Source organism: Cupriavidus sp. CPT47-8839-RL05A (assembly GCF_058792255.1).
The window spans coordinates 90,107-108,482 of record NZ_JBYTEG010000012.1 but is presented as its reverse complement, the minus strand read 5'-3'; the positions used below and the strand labels follow the sequence as shown (position 1 = coordinate 108,482).

17 protein-coding genes are annotated in these 18,376 nt (G+C 66.4%); 7 read left to right on the top strand and 10 right to left on the bottom strand.

Features of this window, described 5'->3' with window-relative positions; all coding sequences use genetic code 11:
- Positions 1 to 44 precede the first annotated feature (44 nt).
- Positions 45 to 848 (top strand): BPL-N domain-containing protein, encoded by an 804-nt coding sequence (locus AC3WVS_RS16565; RefSeq protein WP_492319543.1) that lies wholly within the window; start codon positions 45 to 47, stop codon positions 846 to 848.
- Between the two features lie 20 nt (positions 849 to 868).
- On the opposite strand, the gene AC3WVS_RS16560 is transcribed toward AC3WVS_RS16565, so the two are convergent.
- Genes AC3WVS_RS16560 through AC3WVS_RS16545 form a run of 4 tightly spaced genes read right to left on the bottom strand, consistent with a single transcriptional unit; the run spans position 869 to position 6,391 of the window.
- A complete protein-coding gene (locus AC3WVS_RS16560) occupies positions 869 to 2,599 on the bottom strand; it encodes an acetyl/propionyl/methylcrotonyl-CoA carboxylase subunit alpha (protein ID WP_492319542.1) in 1,731 nt (576 codons plus the stop codon).
- A gap of 26 nt (positions 2,600 to 2,625) precedes the next feature.
- Positions 2,626 to 4,269 (bottom strand): 5-oxoprolinase subunit PxpB, encoded by a 1,644-nt coding sequence (gene pxpB, locus AC3WVS_RS16555; RefSeq protein ID WP_492319541.1) that lies wholly within the window; start codon positions 4,267 to 4,269, stop codon positions 2,626 to 2,628.
- A 27-nt stretch (positions 4,270 to 4,296) separates the two neighbouring features.
- Complete coding sequence (locus tag AC3WVS_RS16550) at positions 4,297 to 5,109, bottom strand: putative hydro-lyase (protein ID WP_492319540.1); 813 nt, start codon at positions 5,107 to 5,109, stop codon at positions 4,297 to 4,299.
- Positions 5,110 to 5,137: 28 nt separating this feature from the next.
- Entirely contained in the window at positions 5,138 to 6,391 is a 1,254-nt protein-coding gene (locus tag AC3WVS_RS16545; RefSeq protein WP_492319539.1) for an MFS transporter, read from the bottom strand.
- 334 nt (positions 6,392 to 6,725) lie between these two features.
- Here AC3WVS_RS16545 and AC3WVS_RS16540 point away from each other — a divergent pair, with 334 nt between their 5' ends.
- Positions 6,726 to 7,394 carry a GntR family transcriptional regulator gene (locus AC3WVS_RS16540; protein WP_492319538.1) on the top strand — a complete coding sequence of 223 codons (669 nt, stop codon included), beginning with the start codon at positions 6,726 to 6,728 and terminating at the stop codon, positions 7,392 to 7,394.
- A gap of 108 nt (positions 7,395 to 7,502) precedes the next feature.
- Here the strand turns inward: AC3WVS_RS16540 and AC3WVS_RS16535 are convergent, their stop codons facing one another.
- Positions 7,503 to 8,399 carry a GntR family transcriptional regulator gene (locus AC3WVS_RS16535; RefSeq protein ID WP_492319537.1) on the bottom strand — a complete coding sequence of 299 codons (897 nt, stop codon included), beginning with the start codon at positions 8,397 to 8,399 and terminating at the stop codon, positions 7,503 to 7,505.
- A gap of 267 nt (positions 8,400 to 8,666) precedes the next feature.
- On the opposite strand from AC3WVS_RS16535, the gene AC3WVS_RS16530 reads away from it, so the two are divergent.
- On the top strand, positions 8,667 to 9,791 hold the full coding sequence (locus tag AC3WVS_RS16530; RefSeq protein WP_492319536.1) for an NAD(P)H-dependent flavin oxidoreductase: 1,125 nt from the start codon (positions 8,667 to 8,669) through the stop codon (positions 9,789 to 9,791).
- Positions 9,792 to 9,874: 83 nt separating this feature from the next.
- Positions 9,875 to 10,471, top strand: a complete 597-nt coding sequence (locus AC3WVS_RS16525) for a DJ-1/PfpI family protein (protein WP_492319535.1) — start codon at positions 9,875 to 9,877, stop codon at positions 10,469 to 10,471.
- A gap of 34 nt (positions 10,472 to 10,505) precedes the next feature.
- Here AC3WVS_RS16525 and AC3WVS_RS16520 read toward each other — a convergent pair whose 3' ends face one another.
- Both AC3WVS_RS16520 and AC3WVS_RS16515 read right to left on the bottom strand, forming a co-directional pair.
- Positions 10,506 to 11,150 (bottom strand): response regulator transcription factor, encoded by a 645-nt coding sequence (locus AC3WVS_RS16520; RefSeq protein ID WP_492319534.1) that lies wholly within the window; start codon positions 11,148 to 11,150, stop codon positions 10,506 to 10,508.
- A gap of 43 nt (positions 11,151 to 11,193) precedes the next feature.
- Positions 11,194 to 12,132 (bottom strand): S1C family serine protease, encoded by a 939-nt coding sequence (locus AC3WVS_RS16515; protein ID WP_492319533.1) that lies wholly within the window; start codon positions 12,130 to 12,132, stop codon positions 11,194 to 11,196.
- A gap of 491 nt (positions 12,133 to 12,623) precedes the next feature.
- On the opposite strand from AC3WVS_RS16515, the gene AC3WVS_RS16510 reads away from it, so the two are divergent.
- Positions 12,624 to 13,256, top strand: coding sequence for a malonic semialdehyde reductase (locus AC3WVS_RS16510; protein ID WP_492319532.1), 633 nt, complete (start codon positions 12,624 to 12,626; stop codon positions 13,254 to 13,256).
- A 12-nt stretch (positions 13,257 to 13,268) separates the two neighbouring features.
- Here AC3WVS_RS16510 and AC3WVS_RS16505 read toward each other — a convergent pair whose 3' ends face one another.
- Both AC3WVS_RS16505 and AC3WVS_RS16500 read right to left on the bottom strand, forming a co-directional pair.
- Complete coding sequence (locus tag AC3WVS_RS16505) at positions 13,269 to 14,648, bottom strand: FAD-containing oxidoreductase (RefSeq protein ID WP_492319531.1); 1,380 nt, start codon at positions 14,646 to 14,648, stop codon at positions 13,269 to 13,271.
- Between the two features lie 68 nt (positions 14,649 to 14,716).
- Positions 14,717 to 15,634: a LysR family transcriptional regulator gene (locus AC3WVS_RS16500; RefSeq protein ID WP_492319530.1), complete on the bottom strand. Its 918-nt coding sequence runs from the start codon at positions 15,632 to 15,634 to the stop codon at positions 14,717 to 14,719.
- A gap of 113 nt (positions 15,635 to 15,747) precedes the next feature.
- Between AC3WVS_RS16500 and AC3WVS_RS16495 the strand changes: the two genes are divergently transcribed.
- Positions 15,748 to 16,497 carry an SDR family oxidoreductase gene (locus AC3WVS_RS16495; RefSeq protein ID WP_492319529.1) on the top strand — a complete coding sequence of 250 codons (750 nt, stop codon included), beginning with the start codon at positions 15,748 to 15,750 and terminating at the stop codon, positions 16,495 to 16,497.
- Between the two features lie 73 nt (positions 16,498 to 16,570).
- A complete protein-coding gene (locus AC3WVS_RS16490) occupies positions 16,571 to 16,894 on the top strand; it encodes a putative quinol monooxygenase (protein WP_492319528.1) in 324 nt (107 codons plus the stop codon).
- Between the two features lie 12 nt (positions 16,895 to 16,906).
- On the opposite strand, the gene AC3WVS_RS16485 is transcribed toward AC3WVS_RS16490, so the two are convergent.
- The gene (locus AC3WVS_RS16485; protein WP_492319527.1) at positions 16,907 to 18,352 is read right to left on the bottom strand and encodes an efflux transporter outer membrane subunit; all 1,446 of its coding nucleotides are present in this window, start codon (positions 18,350 to 18,352) and stop codon (positions 16,907 to 16,909) included.
- Between the last annotated feature and the right edge of the window lie 24 nt (positions 18,353 to 18,376).

Genomic DNA, 18,376 nt, shown 5'->3' with positions numbered 1-18,376 from the left:
CCGTCCCGTGAGTTCCCGTTCGTTATTCAAAAACGGATGCCGGTATGCCAAGGCCCAAGATCCTGACCTATGTCGACGCCGGCGCTTCCGACTGGACCGCATGCCTGATGCGGACCATCGGGCACCAACTCCATGCCAGCACCTACGAGCTCCGCGCGGTGATGGCAGACGACATCCGGCACGACGCCACGCTGTTCGCTGGGGCGGTGCTGTTTGTCATGCCGGGCGGCGCCGACCTTCCCTACTGTGCACTGCTGAACGGGGCCCCGAACGCGCGCATCCGGCATTTCGTCGAGCAGGGCGGCGCCTACCTCGGGATTTGCGCGGGCGCTTACTACGCATGCCGGGAACTGGCGTTTCACGCCGGCACCAGGGGCGCAATCTGCGGCCCGCGCGAACTGTGCTTTGTCGACGCGGTGGCAGTGGGCTCGCTGCCGGAACTGACCGACGGCATGCTGTATGACGGCACGCCGCGTACCACGGCCGCGGTGAAACTGCGGACCACGGACAGGCTGACCGATGTCCCGATGTCGCTATACGCCCACTACCATGGCGGCTGCCGCTTTGACTTCGGCGACGCTCTCGGCCCCGACACGCAGGTCCTGGCCGTCTATGCGGATATCGATGGCACGCCGCCCGCCATCGTCAGTTCACGGGTTGGCAAGGGCCGCGCGGTGCTCGCCGGCGTCCACCTGGAGATCTCAGAGCGGGAGTGCAAGGATGCGCTGCGCGGACACAGCGATATGCCTGAACACCTCCATGTCTGTGACCGGCTGGCGCAGACCGGCGATACACGCCTGGCGGTGTTTCGCCGCTTGCTGGCGCACGCGGGGCTTGCGCTGAACTGAGCGGCGCACCCTAAGTGCATTCACACAATATTGACCAGCCGCGTCCCCGCCGTCAGGAAAGTGCCCGCGGCCGCCTGCCACGTTACGCGGCCGCCGCGATGGGCATGGACTTGCATCTCCATCTTCATGGCTTCCATCACGGCGATCAGATCGCCTTCCTCGACCTCGTCGCCAACTGCGACCTTCCAGGTCTGCACGGTGCCGGCGATCGGGGATGGCAGGTCGGCCGGGTCGGTAGCGGCGGCCTGGGCCGGCGCCGCGGCGCTGCCTTGCCCGGGCGCATCGGCGAGGCCGCGCAGCAGCTGCGCCGGCAGGCCCAGCACCACGCGGCGGCCGTCGATCTCGATGGCGGTGCGCAGCAGGCTGGCATCGTGCCGGGGCTCGGCACGGGTGGCCGCCGCCAGCGGCTCGGCGAAGTCGGACTCGATCCAGCGCGTGTGGACCCTGAAGCCATCCGCGCCGACGAAATCTGCATGGTCGATCACCGCACGGTGGAACGGCAGCACCGACGCCACCCCCTCGATACGGAACTCGCGCAGCGCGCGGCGTGCGCGCGCCAGCGCCTGTTCGCGCGTGGCACCGGTCACGATGAGCTTGGCCATCAGCGAGTCGAATGTGCCGGGGACCACCGAGCCGGACTGCACGCCCGAATCCACGCGCACGCCGGGGCCCGACGGCGCCTCGAAGGTCTGCACCGGCCCGGGCGTGGGCAGGAAGCCGCGGCCCACGTCCTCGGCGTTGATGCGGAACTCGATCGAATGGCCCAGCGGCGCCGGGGTTTCGGTAATGGAGAGCGGCAAGCCATCCGCCACGCGCAATTGCTCGACCACCAGGTCCACGCCGGTGGTCTGCTCGGTCACGGGGTGCTCCACCTGCAGGCGGGTGTTGACCTCCAGGAAGGAGATCGCGCCGCTGGCGCTGAGCAGGAATTCCACGGTGCCGGCACTGGTGTAGTTGGCCGCCGCGCAGATGTCGCGGGCGGCGGCATGGATACGCGCGCGCTGCGCGTCGGTCAGGAACGGCGCCGGGGCTTCTTCGACCAGCTTCTGGTTGCGGCGCTGCAGCGAGCAGTCGCGCGTGCCCAGCACCACGACATTGCCATGCTGGTCGGCCAGTACCTGCGCTTCGATATGGCGGGGCTTGTCGAGGAACTGCTCAACGAAGCACTCGCCTCGGCCAAAGGCAGTGACAGCCTCGCGCACAGCGGAGGCGTACAGCTCTTCCACCTCATCCATGCGCCATGCGATCTTCATGCCGCGGCCGCCGCCGCCGAAAGCCGCCTTGATGATGATCGGCAGGCCGTTCTGCTCGGCAAAGGCAAGTACCTCGCTGGCGTCCACGACCGGGTCTGCCGTGCCGGCGACCAGCGGCGCACCAACCTGCAGGGCGATCTTGCGCGCTTCCACCTTGTCGCCCAGCCGCGCAATCGTGGCGGGAGACGGGCCGATCCAGACCAGGCCGGCATCGATCACTGCCCTGGCAAACGCTTCACTTTCCGACAGGAAGCCGTAGCCTGGATGCACGGCATCTGCCCCGCTGCGTCGGGCGATATCGAGCAACTTGGGAATGTTCAGGTAGGTGTCGGCCGGACGGTCGCCATCCAGGCCGTAGGCCTCGTCGGCCAGCCGCGCGTGCAGCGCGTCGATATCGGCATTGGCATACACGGCCACCGACCCGACGCCGTAGTCGGCACAGGCGCGGATGATGCGGACGGCAATTTCGCCACGGTTGGCAATCAGGACTTTCTTCATCGCAATCTCTGTTAAGGCTTGTGCGCTCAGGCGGCAGACGGTCGCTGCGCCGACGGTTGCAGTTCTGACGGTTGAAGTTCTTCGAAGGCGCCGAGCGGGTTGAAGCGCAGCCAGGCGCCAACCGGAACCTGTCCGGCGCGGTCCAGGTGGTAAGGTGCCACGGCCCCGATCACGGGGTAGCCGCCGGTCAGCGGGTGGTCGGCCAGGAACAGCACGGGCTGGCCGCTTGGCGGCACCTGCAACGCACCCAGGGCGGTGCCCTCGCTGGGCAGCTCGCCGGTGATGGCGCGCTCCAGCGGCACCTCGCCGGCCAGGCGCAGGCCCACGCGGTTGGATTGTGGGGTGACCTGCCAGCGCTGCGCGGCAAGGCGCGCCACGGACTCGGCAGTGAACCAGTCGGTGCGGGGACCGAGCACCACGTCCAGCACGACGTCCTGCTCCACCGTGGGCAGGTCGGCCGCAGGCAACCCGGGGGTGCCCACGACGGCGCCGGCCGGTGCCGGCAGCAGCTCCAGCACATCGCCCACGGCCAGCGGCGCGGGGCCGACCTTTGCCAGCGTGTCAGTCGCACAACTGCCCAGCACCGGCGCGACGGCAAACCCGCCGCGTGCGGCCACATAGCTGCGGGCGCCGGCAAGAGGCTGGCCAATGCTCAGCGTGTCGCCATCGGCCAGCGCCACGGCCTGGTGGTTCGGGACGCTCCATTGGCGGCCATCGGCAGTGCGCACCGTCAGCGCCGCATCGGCGCCGGCGACAGCCAGCACGGTTTCGCCCACGCTCTGCAGTTGCAGGCCGCCGCCCACGGTCTCGAGCGCCGCGCCGTCGCTGCGGTTGCCGACCAGGCGGTTGGCCATCTTGAGGGCGGCCTGGTCCATCGCACCCGAGGCCGAGACGCCCTGCCCCGCCTGGCCGTGCCGGCCCAGGTCCTGGAACACGGTTTGCAGCCCGGTGGCCTTCACCTTCAGCGCCGCGGCAGCAGGCGCCTGGTCCGTCGGCAACGGCTGGCGCGCCGGGGCGCCGGCGGCGATGGCATTGTCCGCATCGAGTACGCCATCGAGCGTGGCGATGTCGATGAAGCGCACGCGATAGCCGGGCTGCAGCAGCGCAGGCTGTTCGCGATTCAGGTCCCACATGGCCACGGGGGTGACCCCGATGATCTGCCAGCCGCCCGGGCTGGCCTGCGGGTACACGCCGCTGAAAGTGCCCGCCAGGCCCACGGCGCCGGCGGGAATACGCGTGCGCGGCGTACTGCGGCGCGGCACGTCGAAGCTGGGATGGCCGCCGCTGAGATAGGCAAAGCCTGGCGCAAAGCCGGTAAAGGCAACGGTGTATTCGCTGCCGGTGTGGCGGCGCACCACTTCCGCGGGCGTGATGCCAAGCAGCTGGGCCACCTCGGCCAGGTCCTCGCCGTCATAGCGCACCGGAATCTCGACCAGGATGTTGCTGCGCTCCACGCGCTGCGACAGGTCGCGCGCGGCAATGGCCGATACCAGCGCGGCGGCGCTGGTGGCCACTGGGCGGAAGTGGACGAGGATGGTGCGCGCGGCGGGCACCAGCTCCGCTACGCCGTGCAGCGGATCGCGCTGCAGCGAGGCAAGCAGGGCCAGGGTCTGGTCCAGGTCGGCCAGTTCCACCAGCAGGGCATTCGAAGTGACGGGCAGAAAACGCAAAACTAGCTCCGCAATGACCCGACGGTCCTAGACGTGATACGTGCTGTCTGGCACGTCGGTAATGAACATGTGGCCTGGCGCATGCGTCACGGCGAACGGCACGCCTGACGCCATCACGGCCGCCTGGGGCGTGACGCCGCAAGCCCAGAACACCGGGATCTCGCCCGGCTCGATACGCACGGCGTCACCAAAGTCAGGCCTGGCGAGATCGGCAATGCCGAGCGCGGCCGGATCGCCGACATGGACGGGCGCGCCGTGCACCGACGGGAAGCGTGCGCTGATGGAAACCGCATCGGCAACTCGATGCGCGGGGATGGGCCGCATGGACACGACCATCTCGCCATGCAGGCGGCCAGCCGGGCGACACTGGCGGTTGGTGCGGTACATCGGCACGTTGGAACCGTCGGCGATATGCCGCACCTCGATGCCTGCCTCTTGCAGCGGCGTCTCGAAGGTGAAGCTGCAGCCGATCAGGAAGGTGACCAGATCCGGATGCTCAGTCCACAGGGGCGTGGCATCCGCCACCTCCTCCACCAGCTTGCCGTCGCGCCACACGCGATACAGCGGGATGTCGGTGCGGATATCGGCCCCTTGCGCCAGCACGGTCTGCTGTGCACCCGCTTCGATCACGTCGAGCACGGGACAGGCCTTGGGGTTGCGTTGTGCGTACAGCAGGAAGTCCCAGGCCCAGTCGCGCGGCAACGCGATCATGTTGGCTTGCGTCATCCCCGGTGCAATGCCGGCGGTAGGCTGTACGGTGCCGGCACGGTAGCTTGCGCGCGCTGCGCGCGCGGCGTTCACGGCGGCGATGCGGGTGCGTTCCAGTGCGGAATCTTGCATGAGGGTTGCTCCAGTGTCTTGGATCTGATCAATGCGCAGCCTCGGCCCCGGCTTCGGCGAGCAGTTCGCGCCCTTGCGTTTCCGGCAACAGCAGGCAGGCGATGACGACCAGCCCATAGGCGCCGGCGGCGAGATAGCCGATGGCAACACCCAGCGACATTGATGCGCTCATATGCCCGATCATGGCCGGGAATACGGAACCGACCGCACGGCCAAAGTTGTAGCAGAAACCCTGGCCGGAGCCGCGGATATGGCTCGGATACAGCTCCGTCAGGTACGCCCCCATCCCCGAGAAAATGCCGGACAGGAAGAAACCCAGGGGGAAACCCAGCACCAGCATCGCGGCGTCGGTGATCGGCAACTGCGTATAGCAGATCACGAGGAAGGCCGCGCTCACCGCAAACAGCATGAAGCAACGCCGGCGCCCCAGACGGTCGGACAGCCAGGCGCTGGTCAGGTAGCCGGCGAAGGACCCGGCGATCAGCACCATCAGGTAGCCGCTGGTGTTGAGCACGGAGAGATTGCGCTCCATCTTGAGGTAGGTGGGCAGCCAGGTCGTCACCGAATAGTAGGCACCTTGCATGCCGGTCGCCAGCAGGCTTGCCAGCACCGTCACGCGCAGCACGCCGGGCTTGAAGATCAGCATGAAGTTGTTGCTTTGGCCGGTGCGGGCCAGCTTGGCCCTGGTTTCCTGATACACCTCGGGCTCGGAGATATTGCGGCGGATATACAGGATAAAGATCGCCGGCAGCACGCCGGCCCAGAACAGCACGCGCCATGCGTATTGCTGCTCGAACACGGCATAGACCGCCCAGAATGCAATCGCCGACAGGCCCCAGCCGATGGCCCAGCTGCTTTGCACCAGTCCGACCGCCTTGCCGCGGTGGCGGGCCCGGATCATCTCGGCGATCAGCAAGGAACCGACCGACCACTCGCCGCCGAAGCCCAGGCCTTGCAGCATGCGGGTCAGGAACAGTTGCTCGGGGGACTGGGTGAAGCCGCTCAGGAACGTAAAGAAACTGAACCAGAGCACGGTCAGCTGCAGGATCCGCACGCGGCCATATTTGTCGGCCAGGATGCCGGCCAGCCAGCCGCCGATGGCCGAGCTGATGAGCGCGCCCGTCGCGATGTAGCCAGCCTCGGCCTTGGTCATGCCCCACACCAGGATGAAGGTGGGGATCATGAAGGTGTAGATCATGTAGTCGAAGGCATCGACCCCGTAGCCGACGAAGGCGGCAAAGAGCGTCTTGCGCTCAGCCTGGTTGGTTTCTTTAAGCCACATGGTTGCGCTCACTATGGATAAGGACAAAGCGTGGACAAGGCTCGTCGTGCTGTCTTCACGACGAAGTTCCGGTAGCGAGCAAGACTGCTAAACAGCGGCCCCGCACCCCAGCCGCTGTCTAGCAAAACACATACCATGTTCATTTATCTGCACGTATGACTCAACCACCGCGCCTTATTGTTGAACAATATTGGCTGCTATTCGATCCTCGTATACACCTAAGTCACGCCTGTAGGGCATCGTTCGCACCAATCTTGTGCCTATTGTTCAACAAAGTGAGATAACATCGCCGCACGGGGCATGCCGGAACCTGTCGCCCCCGACGCAAGCCAACATGACATCCAGTACTGACGTAAGAAACCTGGCCGAGCGGGTCACGGAGCAGATTCGCCAGCGCATCGTGCATGGCGAATTCGCGCCCGGGCAGCGCTTGTCGGAAGCCGCGCTTAGCGAGAGCCTGCAGATCTCGCGCAACACCTTGCGCGAGACCTTTCGCGTGCTGACCAAGGAAGGCCTGCTCAAGCACGAACCCAACCGCGGCGTATCCGTGGCAATTCCCAGCATCGCGGCCATCATCGACATCTACCGCGTGCGCCGCATGATCGAGTGCCAGGCCATCGCCCAGGCCTATCCCAGCCATCCGGCCAGGAAGCACCTGCGCGAAGCGGTGGAAATGGGACTGCGCTGCCGCGACAGCGGCGACTGGCAAGGCGCGGGCACCGCCAATATGGAGTTCCATATGGCCATCGTGGAACTGGCCGACAGCGAGCGGCTGAACGTGATGTTCTCCCACCTGCTGGCCGAGCTGCGCCTGGCTTTCGGCATGCTGCAGGATGCGGAATTCCTGCATGGCCCATATGTCGAGATGAACCAGCACATCCTGCAGTTGTTCGAGGCGGGCAAGCTCGCAGAGTGTGCCGCGGCCCTCAACGACTACCTGGTGCAGTCCGAGCGCATCGTGCTGTCGGTTTGCGCCCGGCACCCGATTTTCAAGGGGCGTTGAACGCCGGTGCGGCGCATCCATGCATAGCTGCTGCACGCCGAGCCGCGATGGCCACCGCCTGCTCAAGATGCGGCGCCATGCATTGTCGTCGGTAAGGCGCCAGTGCCCTCACTTCACGGCGAGCGTAAACGGCAGCAGCAGCGCATTCACAAGCAGCAAGCCATAGACGACCACCGCCGCCGCCGGGATGGCGAAACGCGTCCGATCCTGCGCGCTCGCAGCACGGCGCGTCCACAGTAAACCCGCACCCATCACGACCAGCCCTGAAAGCAGGCTCTCCACGGCAAGGGCTGCCGGAAGGGACTTGTCCGCGCGGCTGTTCTCGTTCTCGGCAACCGGAGGCGCTGTGGCGTGCCAGACCGGCAGCGCTGCGACAGCGGGAGCCGTCGGCCGTGCTGGTTCGACGGGTTCCGGTGCGGGCGACATGGCAGGCGGCTCCGCCGGCGGCGGCTCTTCTTGCACGCGCTGCGTCGGCGCAGGAATCTGCGTTGAGGTCTGTGGGGCCTGTGCGGAAGCCGCCTCGGGCGGCGGTGCCGCCTCCTGGCTGGCCGGGGTCGATCTGGCAGTTGCCGCCGGATTCGCGGCGTCGGAGCGGCCTGGCGCGATTCGCATCGAATCCCGCTCCCGCCAGAATCTGGCGAACAGGCTTTCCAGGCAGCGTACCGAGTCGCAGGCATCGCGCCGGCCGCGCCACGCCGCGATGTCCGAGTCCAGGATCCTGCCCTTGCGCAGCATCCTCTGCTGCTCGGCGTAGATGCGCTCGTAGCGCTCTGACAGCCTGGAGGAATCGCAGATCAGATGCCGCGGGCGCGCCTTCTGGCCGACCTCGCCCGTCGCAAGGTTGCATCTCACCCCGGAGCCATCCGGGTTGTTGCAGCGTACGGGGGGTTCGCGCGCAGTGGATTTGCAGACGATGTCAGAGGCCCACGCGCCGCTTGCGGCAAGGAGGCCCGCTGCTATGTCCACGGAAACAATCGTGACCAGGCGCCCTGTGATCGTCTTCATCAAATGCCCCATCGAAGCGGCCCCAAGGCTTCCAAGCTAGTCGATAGTTGCCGGGTATCCCAAGCCTGCAATGCGGGGCGCGTGCGGTAAGCCACCTTGCCCCGCACCGACAGGACCGGATGCGCCGCGCGATGAACAATCCATTGCGAAGCCGCAGCAACATCTCACGCCGCCGGATTTCATGGCATGCTCGATACCCTCCGGTACAGCCTCGCCTTCGATGAGCTCCCGAGCGGAATCCTGCACTTCAAAGAGAAAGAGACCTTCATGGACACTTCCACGCCCTCCAGCCACCGCCGCAACCTTCTTTCAATCCTGGGCATTTCCACGCCCATCATCCAGGCGCCCATGGCCGGTGTCAGCACAGCGGCCATGGCTGCCGCCGTGTCGGAGGCCGGCGGGCTGGGCTCGCTTGGTGTCGGGGCAATGGACGCGCAAGCCGCGCGCAAGACCATCCGCGAGACCCGAGCGCTGACCGGCAAGCCATTCAACGTCAACCTGTTCTGCCACGCCCCGGCCAAGGCCGATGAGGTGCGCGAGCAGGCCTGGCTCAGCTACCTTGCCGCCCAGTTTGCCGAACACGGCGGGACCACACCGGCGAGCCTGCGCGAGATCTACAAGAGTTTCGTGGCCGACGACGCCATGTTCCAGATGCTGCTGGAAGAAAAGCCAGCGGTCGTGAGCTTCCATTTCGGCCTTCCCGCCCAGCAGAAAATTGACGCGCTGCGCGCGGCTGGGATCGTGCTGCTGGCCAGTGCAACGTCGCTGCATGAAGCGCGCCAGATAGAGGCCGCCGGCGTGGACGCCATCGTCGCGCAAGGCATCGAAGCCGGCGGACACCGCGGCGCCTTCGACACCGATGGCTACGACGAAGGCCTCGGCACGCTGGCTCTGGTGCGTCTCCTGGTGCTGGGCACGAAACTTCCGGTGATTGCCTCGGGCGGCATCATGGACGGGGCAGGCATTGCCGCGGTGCTGGCTCTCGGGGCGGAAGCCGCCCAGCTTGGCACCGCATTCGTCGCCTGCCCGGAGTCATCTGCCGATGCCGCCTATCGCGCGGCGCTGACCGCGCCCCAGCCGCGCGCGACCACGCTCACCCGCGCCATATCGGGCCGCGCGGCCAGGGGCTTCACCAACCGGCTCACGGCACTCGGCATCGCCGCCGACGCACCGCCGGTGCCGGACTACCCGATCGCCTATGACGCGGGAAAGGCGCTTCACGCCGCAGCCAAGGCCGCGGGAAGCGCTGAGTATGCAGCGCAGTGGGCCGGGCAGGCAGCGCCCTTGGCCAGGTCCCTGCCGGCCGCGGAGCTGGTGGCGCAACTCAGGTCGGAGCTCAGGGAAGCGGTCCTGCGCATGGCGGCGTTTGCGGACCCGCAGGACGCAGCCTGAGCGTATCTATAACAATTATTTGAATGTACTGACTGCCGGCTCTACGATGGCGCAACCCAACGTCTCCACTCCCACGAGGCCCCATGCATATCGCCATCCTGACCTTCGAAGGTTTCAACGAAATCGACTCGCTGATCGCGCTCGCCATCCTCAACCGGGTCAAGCGGCCCGGCTGGCGGGTTTCGATCGCCAGCCCGGCGGCCAAGGTGCGTTCGCTGAACGGTGTGGTGATTGAGTCGCAAGCATCGCTGGAGGACGCATGCAACGCGGACGCTGTGCTGGTGGGTAGCGGGATACGAACCCGGGACGTCGTTGCCGATGCCGCGCTGATGTCGCAACTGCGCTTCGACCCGACGCGCCAGTTGTTGGGCGCGCAATGCTCGGGCACGCTCATCCTCGCCAAATTGGGCCTGGTGAACGACGTTCCGGCCTGTACGGACCTGATCTCCAAGCCATGGGTAGTGGAGGCCGGCGTGGCTGTGCTCGATCAGCCGTTTGTCGCCAAGGGAAACGTTGCAACCGCCGGCGGATGCCTGGCGTCGCAGTACCTGGCCGCCTGGTTCATCGCCCGCCTGGAAGGCGTCGAGGCTGCACGCAGCGCGATTGACTATGTGGCGCCAGTGGGCGAGAAGGAGGCCTACGTGTCGCGCGCGATGGCGAACATTGCGCCGTTCCTCTGATGCGCGCTGGTGATGTGACTCCGGGCTGAGCCTCCTACACCAGGATGAGACCGTGCCGCATACCCTGCAATACAGCCTCGGTGCGGCTGCTTGCGCCGAGCTTGCCGAAAATGGCGGACAGGTGGAACTTCACCGTGTTGTCCGATATGTCGAGTTGGCGCGCGATTTCCTTGTTGCCAAGCCCTTCGGCGAGCATGGCCAGCACTTCAAGCTCGCGTGGGGTGAGCGTTTCGGTCAGAGCCGCGGATGCCGTCTGGCGAGGTGCCCTGCGCTGCGCCAGCAGCCTGGCGAGGACCTCCGGGGACAGCACGCAAAGTCCCGCGGCCACAGCTTCGATCGCGGCGATGATTTCGCCGGGCGTCGCGCTACGCGGCAGCAGTGCCGTGGCGCTGGCTCCCAGCGCCTCATGGATCCAGTCGCTGTCCGTCTCGTCGGTGAGCAGGACCAGCGCCGGCGCTGCGGGATCGCGGCCCGCCTCCGGCGCCGGCAGGTCACCGGCGTGCGGCTCAAGTTCGACCACGACCACATCCGGCACGTCCCCGGCAAAGCGGTCGGCGATCCCTGCGGCGTCGGCCGCGCTGCCTGCGAAATCCAGCGCCGACACCCCCTCGACAAGCGCCTGCAGGCTTGCGCGCGCCTGCGGCGAGGCGGCGACCACGGCGACCCTGACCGGGCTCATCGGTGTCATCCTGGCATCCGGCATGCGACGGCTTGCATGAATCTCAGCCGCACGACTTCCGTGACTGGCGTTCGCCCACCGTGACCGAGCACTCCTTGCGCTCGCCACCCCGGATCAGCCCGATCTTCAGCAACTGCCCGATGCGGTCGCCGCCCAGCGCGGCATGGACGTCGTCCATGTCTTGGCATGGCTTGCCATCCAGTTCGACCAGCACATCTCCGATCAGCACCCCGGCTTGCTCCGCGGGCCCGCCCGCCGCAAGCGATACCACCAGCAACCCGCGCCCGGATGCCAGATTCAGCTTCGTCACCCAAGACTCCGACAGGTTCACCGGCTGCGTGCCCACGCCAAGGTAGCCGTGCGAGACACGTCCTTTGCTTAGCAGTTCGCCGCTCACGCGCGCCACGGTCGCAGCCGGAATCAGGATGCCGGCGCCAGGCGCGAGCGCCGATGTGCACAGGCCCATGACCCGCCCCTGCATATCCGCCAGGGCCGCTCCGGAGAAACCGGGGCGCAGGCCGCCGTCAAGCCGCACGAAGGCGTCGAACTGCCCGCCTCGCCAGGTACGCCATGGACCGCCGGCAGTGCCGACAACGCCGAAATCCGCGCTGGTGCCGAGCCGGTCCACTCGCGCCACCGCGAGCACCAGATGGCCCGCTTTGAGGGCGCGCGCATCACCGCTCTCGACCGGGTTCAACTCCACGCCATCGAGCCTCAGTACGGCCAGGTCGGTGCCAGGGTCCCGTCCCGCCAGGACGGCCGCCACGCTACGGCCATCGGCCAGGGTGACTTCAATGCCGTCTTCCTGCCTGAGCGTATGCGCGGCCGTGACCACCACGCCGGGTTGCCAGATGACTCCACTGGAGGGAAAGCGATGCCGCCCGTGCACCGCCACGACACTCTGGCCGACGCGCTCGGCGATGGCTGCCAGGTTGGCGGAAAGATCCTGCAAGGGATTTCCGCTGGGGGTTGAGGTTTCCATGGTGATGACTCCTGCCATTTGCTACATGAACCGATGCGTCGCGCGCCCGGCCAGCTTGAGGAAGCCAGGCAGGCAAGCGCAGACGAGTGGTTTCACAATGACAGGCGCGCGACGGCCGCGCACCACCCTGATGGGTAGCTGGTGCAGGGGGAACTCGCGCGCGGCGTATGTGTTTGCACAAGCTTTTGCCTTCTCGCCATTGCTCCCCCATTTTTCGTGGCACAGGTGCGCCAGGTGCTTGCCAGTATCACCGCGAGCACCAGGGCCGGCAATCGTCACTTCGACCGGATCACTGCGCGTTTCGCCCGGCGTGCCAAAGCGGCTTTGCGGATACCTGAGCCCCTGCCCGCGCTGGCACATGCCGATGGCGCAGACAATCTCTGCGGATCCATGCGAAAGCCGGCGGCGCGGCGGCGAGCGGCGCTGCCTATGCTAGACAGAAGCGGCGCCCTGGCCGGGCAGCCGCGTGGTCCCGTTTCCAGGAGATAACCATGAACAAGCGCTTGAGTGAAGAAGGCATGGATCTGCTCTTTCGCGATGCTCGCACGCACAGCGCATGGCTGAACCAGCCCGTGAGCGACGAAACCCTGCGGCAGCTCTATGACTTGATGAAATGGGCGCCGACCAGCGCCAACTGCTCTCCCGCGCGCATTCTGTTCCTGCGTACCCCTGAGGCCAAGCAGCGCCTGTTGCCCGCGCTGGCGCCGGGCAATGTAGAGAAAACCATGGCCGCGCCGGTCACAGCCATCATCGCCTATGACATCAAGTTCTACGAACTTCTGCCCAAGCTGTTTCCGCATGCGGACGCACGCTCGTGGTTCGCCGAAACCCCCGAGCTCGCGCTGACTACCGCGAGGCGAAACAGTTCCCTGCAGGGCGCGTACTTCATCATCGCCGCCCGCTCGCTGGGGCTCGACTGCGGGCCGATGTCCGGCTTCGACAATGCCAAGGTCGATCACGAATTCTTTCCCGCGGACCCTAAGGACAATGCCTTCCAGCTCGAATATTTCCCGGACAGCCACGTGAAATCGAACTTCCTGTGCAATCTTGGCTATGGCGACCCTGCCAAGCTGTTCCCACGCAGCCCCCGCCTGGAATTCGACGAGGCATGCAAACTGCTCTGAAGGAGGCGGCACCTAGGCCAGTGGCCGCAGCTCCTGCAGCAGCGTCGGCACCAGCTCCGACACCGTCGGATGGATGTGCATCGCGCGGCTGATGGTGGTATAGGGAGCCTTGGCATACATGATGTCGAGCAGTGAGTGAATCACCTCATCGCCGGTCAAGCCGAGGATCGCGGCGCCCAGGATCATGCGGGTATCGGCGTCGACCACGACCTTCATGAAGCCCTGGCTCTCGCCCTTCTCCACGGCTCGCCCGACGCGGCTCATGGGGCGAGAGCCGACCAGCAGCCTGCGTCCGGATTGCCGGGCTTCTGCTTCCGTCATGCCGGCGCGGCCGAGCGGAGGGTCGATGAACATGGCATAGGCCGCGATGCGGTCCGTCAGCCTGCGGGGATCGTTGTCGAGGAGGTTGGCAGCGACGATCTCATAGTCGTTGTATGACGTATGCGTGAAGGCACCGCGGCCATTGCAATCGCCAAGCGCCCAGATGCCAGGGACGTTGGTGCGCAGCTGTTCGTCTACCTGGATATAGCCGCGAGCGTCGGTCTCGACCCCGGCCTGGTCCAGCCCCAGGTCCTCGGTGTTGGGCACGCGCCCCACCGCCAGCAGCAGGTGCGAGCCGTGGACGTCGCGCGCCCCGTCCGAACAATCCAGCCCGACCGCAATGTGATCGCCTTCCCTGCGCGCGCTCAGGCAATTGGCATTGAGCCGGATTTCGATCCCCTCGCGTTCCAGGATCTCCCGCACTGCCTGCGACACATCCTCGTCTTCGCGCTGGATCAGGCGCGGGCCTTTTTCGACAACGGTCACCCTGGCCCCAAAACGGCGGTACATCTGGCCAAACTCGAGGCCAATGTAGCTGCCGCCGACGATGATCAGGTGCTCCGGCAGGAAATCCACCTCCATCATGCTCGAGTTGGTCAGGTACGGCACCTGGTCCAGCCCCGGCATGGGCGGAACCAGGGCCCGGCCGCCGACGTTCACGAAAATCCGGTCGGCTTCCAGCAGTTCGCCGTTGACCCGCACACTGCGCGCGCTTTCGAAGCGAGCGTGCCCCTGATAGACCGTGCCATTCTCCAGCCCGCGCATCCACTGTTCCACACCGTTGCTGGAACGGCCGGAGATCTCGTCCTTGCGTGCCTTCACCTGCTTCATGTCGACCGCGACCGGCCCGCCGATGGTCACGCCGTACTCGGCAGCCCGCCGCGCCAGTTGCGCTGCGTACGCGCTTGCGATGAGGGTCTTGGTGGGAATGCAGCCGGTGTTCACGCAGGTGCCGCCAAAACGCGCGCGCTCGATGACGGCCGTTTTCATACCCGCGCCGGCCAGCCGCGCAGCGAGTGCGGGGCCGGCTTGCCCGGTGCCGATGATGATCGCGTCGAATCCTTGGGCCATCACGATTCTCCTTGCCTGGTACCGCAAAGCCACAAGCTACTTTAGATGGTAGGACGCTGCCCTGCCAGCTACGCGTAGGCGTCGACGCCCCGCACCAGCATCCTGGCCAGCCGGGGCCGTCGCAACTGCTCCAGCCACCATTGCAGCGCGCGGCCTTCGTGATCGCCGCGCCAGCCCACGTAGAGCAGGTTGGGCTCGCGCGGGTCGGCGGTGCGCTTCTCTATCAGTTCGCCGCGCTGCAGCAGCGAGCCGACCCGGTGCCTGGGCAGCCAGCCGATCCCCAGGCCATCGCGCTGCGCCAGGGTCTTGGCTCGCATGCTCGGCACGGCCAGCAGGCGCTGTCCGCCCACCATGCCGTAAGCACGGCCGCCCGTGAGGCGTGATGAATCTGCCACCACCAGGGCACGATGGCGGGCGATCTCCTCACGCGTCAATGGTTGGCGGGCGGCCGCCAGCGGATGCCGGGGCGAAACCGCAAACACCCATTCGATCACGCCCAGCTCGAACCACCCCAGGTTAGGGATGGCGGGCGGCTCGTTGGCGGCACCGATGACCAGGTCGGCGCGGCCGTCCCGCAGCGCTTCCCAGGTGCCGGCCAGCACTTCGTGCGTGACGCGCAGCGCCACGCCGGATTCCTGCGCGTCGAACGCATGCATGACGGGCATCAGGGTCTCGAATTCCATCAGCTCGTCGGTCACGATCCACAACCGGTCTTCCCAGCCGTTGGCGACCTGCCGCACGCGTTGTGTGACGCGCGCGACATCCTGCGCGAGCCGGGCGGCTTCTTCTGTGAGCAATTCGCCGGCACGCGTCAGCTGCAGGCGGTAGCGGCGGCGGTCGAACAGGAGTGCGTCGAAGCGCTGCTCCAGCTGCCGCGCGGCGTGCGACACCGTGGACGGCGCCTTGCCCAGCCTGGCCGCCGCGCGCGACAGGCTGCCGGCCTCGCGGATGGCCTCCAGCAGGGCCAGTTCGTCTTCCGACAACATGTGCGACTCCTTCGAACGTGTTCGTCGGATCGATCGTATGGCAAACCGGAGGCCAGCGCCCATACTGCAGTCACGCGATTGTTCAAGTTCAACTTTCCCAACCGGAGGACATCATGAATCGCTTCGAAGGCAAGACCGTTCTGGTCACTGGCGGCAACAGCGGCATCGGCCTGGCGGCTGCCCAGGCATTCGCCCAGGAAGGGGCCCGCGTGGTCATCACCGGCCGCGACGCAGCGGCACTGGAAGTCGCCCGCGCCACGCTCGGCAACGAGGCCATCGCCATCCGCAACGAAACCGGCACCGTGCAGGCCGCGCGTGACCTGGCTCGCCAGCTGACCGACGCCGGCATCCGCCTGGACGCCGTCTTCATCAACGCCGGCATTGCCAGGTTTGCCGCCGTTGCCGATGTGGACGAGGCACTGTGGGACGCCACCTTCAACGCCAACGTGAAGGGCGCGTACTTCCAGATCCAGGCGCTGCTGCCGCTGCTGAACCCGGGCACGTCGATCGTGCTGAACGGCTCGATCAATGCGCGCATCGGCATGCCGATGTCTTCCGTGTATGCCGCCAGCAAGGCAGCACTGATCTCGCTGGCCAGGACCCTGTCGGGTGAGCTGGTCAGCTCGGGCATCCGGGTAAATGTGGTCAGCCCCGGGCCGGTGACGACGCCGCTGTATGGCAAGCTGGGCCTGGAAGCCGACACCCTGTCGGCCACCGCCGCGCAGATCCAGAGCCAGATCCCGCTGGGCCGCTTCGGCCAGCCGGCCGAGATTGCGTCGACGGTGCTGCATCTGTCGGCGCCGGAATCGGCCTTCATCGTTGGTACCGAAATCATCGCCGACGGTGGCATGAGCCAACTGTAAGTCAATGCCTTTGCGGGCCGCGGCGTGAGCGCGGTCCGCGCATGAGGTGGCCCATCCTGCCTGGAGCAGTACCATGAACCAATCCATTGCCTTTATCGTCCATCTGCCGGGCAAGCCCGAGCGGCGCGCCGAGCTCGAGTCAAAACTCCTTGATGTCCTCAACCAGATGTCGAAGGAGCCGGACTTTATCAACACGTATCTGCACCGCTCGCTCGAAGATCCTGACACGCTTGTTCTCTATGAGAACTGGGCCTGCAGCGCGCAGCATTTCAGGGACCACCACCTGAAAGCGTCCTACCGGCGCGAATATGAGGCGGTGCTGGCCGATCTGCTGAAAGCACCACGTACGCTGGAGTTTCTGACGCCAGTGCGCGACTACCAGAAAGCCGGCAACTAGAGCGGTATTGCCCTATAAGGCAGCTGCCGGTTCCCACCCCCCGCCGAGCGCCTTGAACGCCGCCACGGCGGCCCGCGCTGATTCTGTCTGTGCCTGCGCTCTGGCGTCGGACGTCCGCAGAAGACTCTCGTCAGCATGCAAGACCTCAATCAAGCGGACCACGCCTTTCTGGTAGGCGGCAAATGAGGCATTGCGCGCCTGGGTCAGCGAGGTCTCGCCTTGTGCCAGCGTGCCTGCCTGATCTTCACGCTTGATCAGCGCGGAGAAGGCATTTTCGACATCCTCGGTCGCGCGCAGCACAGCCTGACGGTATGCCGCCAGCGCTTCTGCCTCCTGCCCTCGGGCCAGTTCGATCTGTGCATTGATGCGGCCGAAATCAAACAGACGCCAGCGCAGGCCCAGCACGCCTGCTGCCTGGCTTGCGCCCGCGGAAAAGAGGTTCCCGCTGGCTACGGTTGTGGCGCTGCCCAACAGGGCACTGAGCGAGAATTTTGGGTAGTACTCCGCAATGGCTACACCGATTCGTGCGTTCGCCGCCGCCAGCCGGCGCTCCGCGACGATGAGATCGGGCCTGCGTCGCAGCAGATCCGCCGGCGAGCCCGTTCCGGCGAGCTGCGGTGCGGCGGGAATCGCTTCAGGGCCGGCCAGTTCGGCACGATACGTGCCGGGCGGAACACCAAGCATTACGTCCAGCGCATTCAATGCTGCATCGAGGCCTGTCTCCAGCACCGGGACGGTCGCGCGGACCTGAGCGAGCGCGCCTTCGGCCTGTCGTACCTCCAGTTCGGCGGCAAGCCCTTTGCTGTAAAGCAGGCTCACCGTCGAAAGCAGCTTCTGCTGGGTCTCCACTTGCTGCCTGGCGATGGCAATGCGGGACTGCAGTCCGCGCACGGTGATATAGAGATCCGCAGTTTGGGCGGCCACAGCGAGACGCGTCGCGGTCGCGCCCGCAGTCGATGCCTGGTACTCCGCCAGGGCGGCTTCCCGCCCACGGCGCAGTCCACCGAATACATCCAGTTCCCAGGCTGCGCCGAGATTGGCCTCGTAGCTGTTGCCATATCTGTCAAAGCCGGGCGTTGCATCGAGCAGCTTCCCGAGGGGCGTCTCGATCGACTGATAGTTTCTGGCCGCCTGCGCACTGGCGCTGCCCGAAGGAAGCAAGGCCGCATTGGCCACGCCGAGCCCCGCGCGTGCCTGGGTGACGCGCGCCGACGCTTGCGCCAGGTCCAGGTTCTGATCCAATGCCAATGACACCAGCCGGGTCAGCAGCGGATCGCCAAACCCTTCCCACCACGTGACGAGCTCGGCAGCGGATGACGCTTGCCTTTGTTCAACGCCGGACTGGCCCAGGTAGCGGTCGGGGAGCGGGGCGCCCGGTTGTCTGTAGTCGGGGCCGACGGCGCAACCCGTCAATACGCCGACACTCAACAGCAGGGCAAGAAAGCGATGGGTAAGCATGGGGTTCACGGAAGCCAGGGCGAA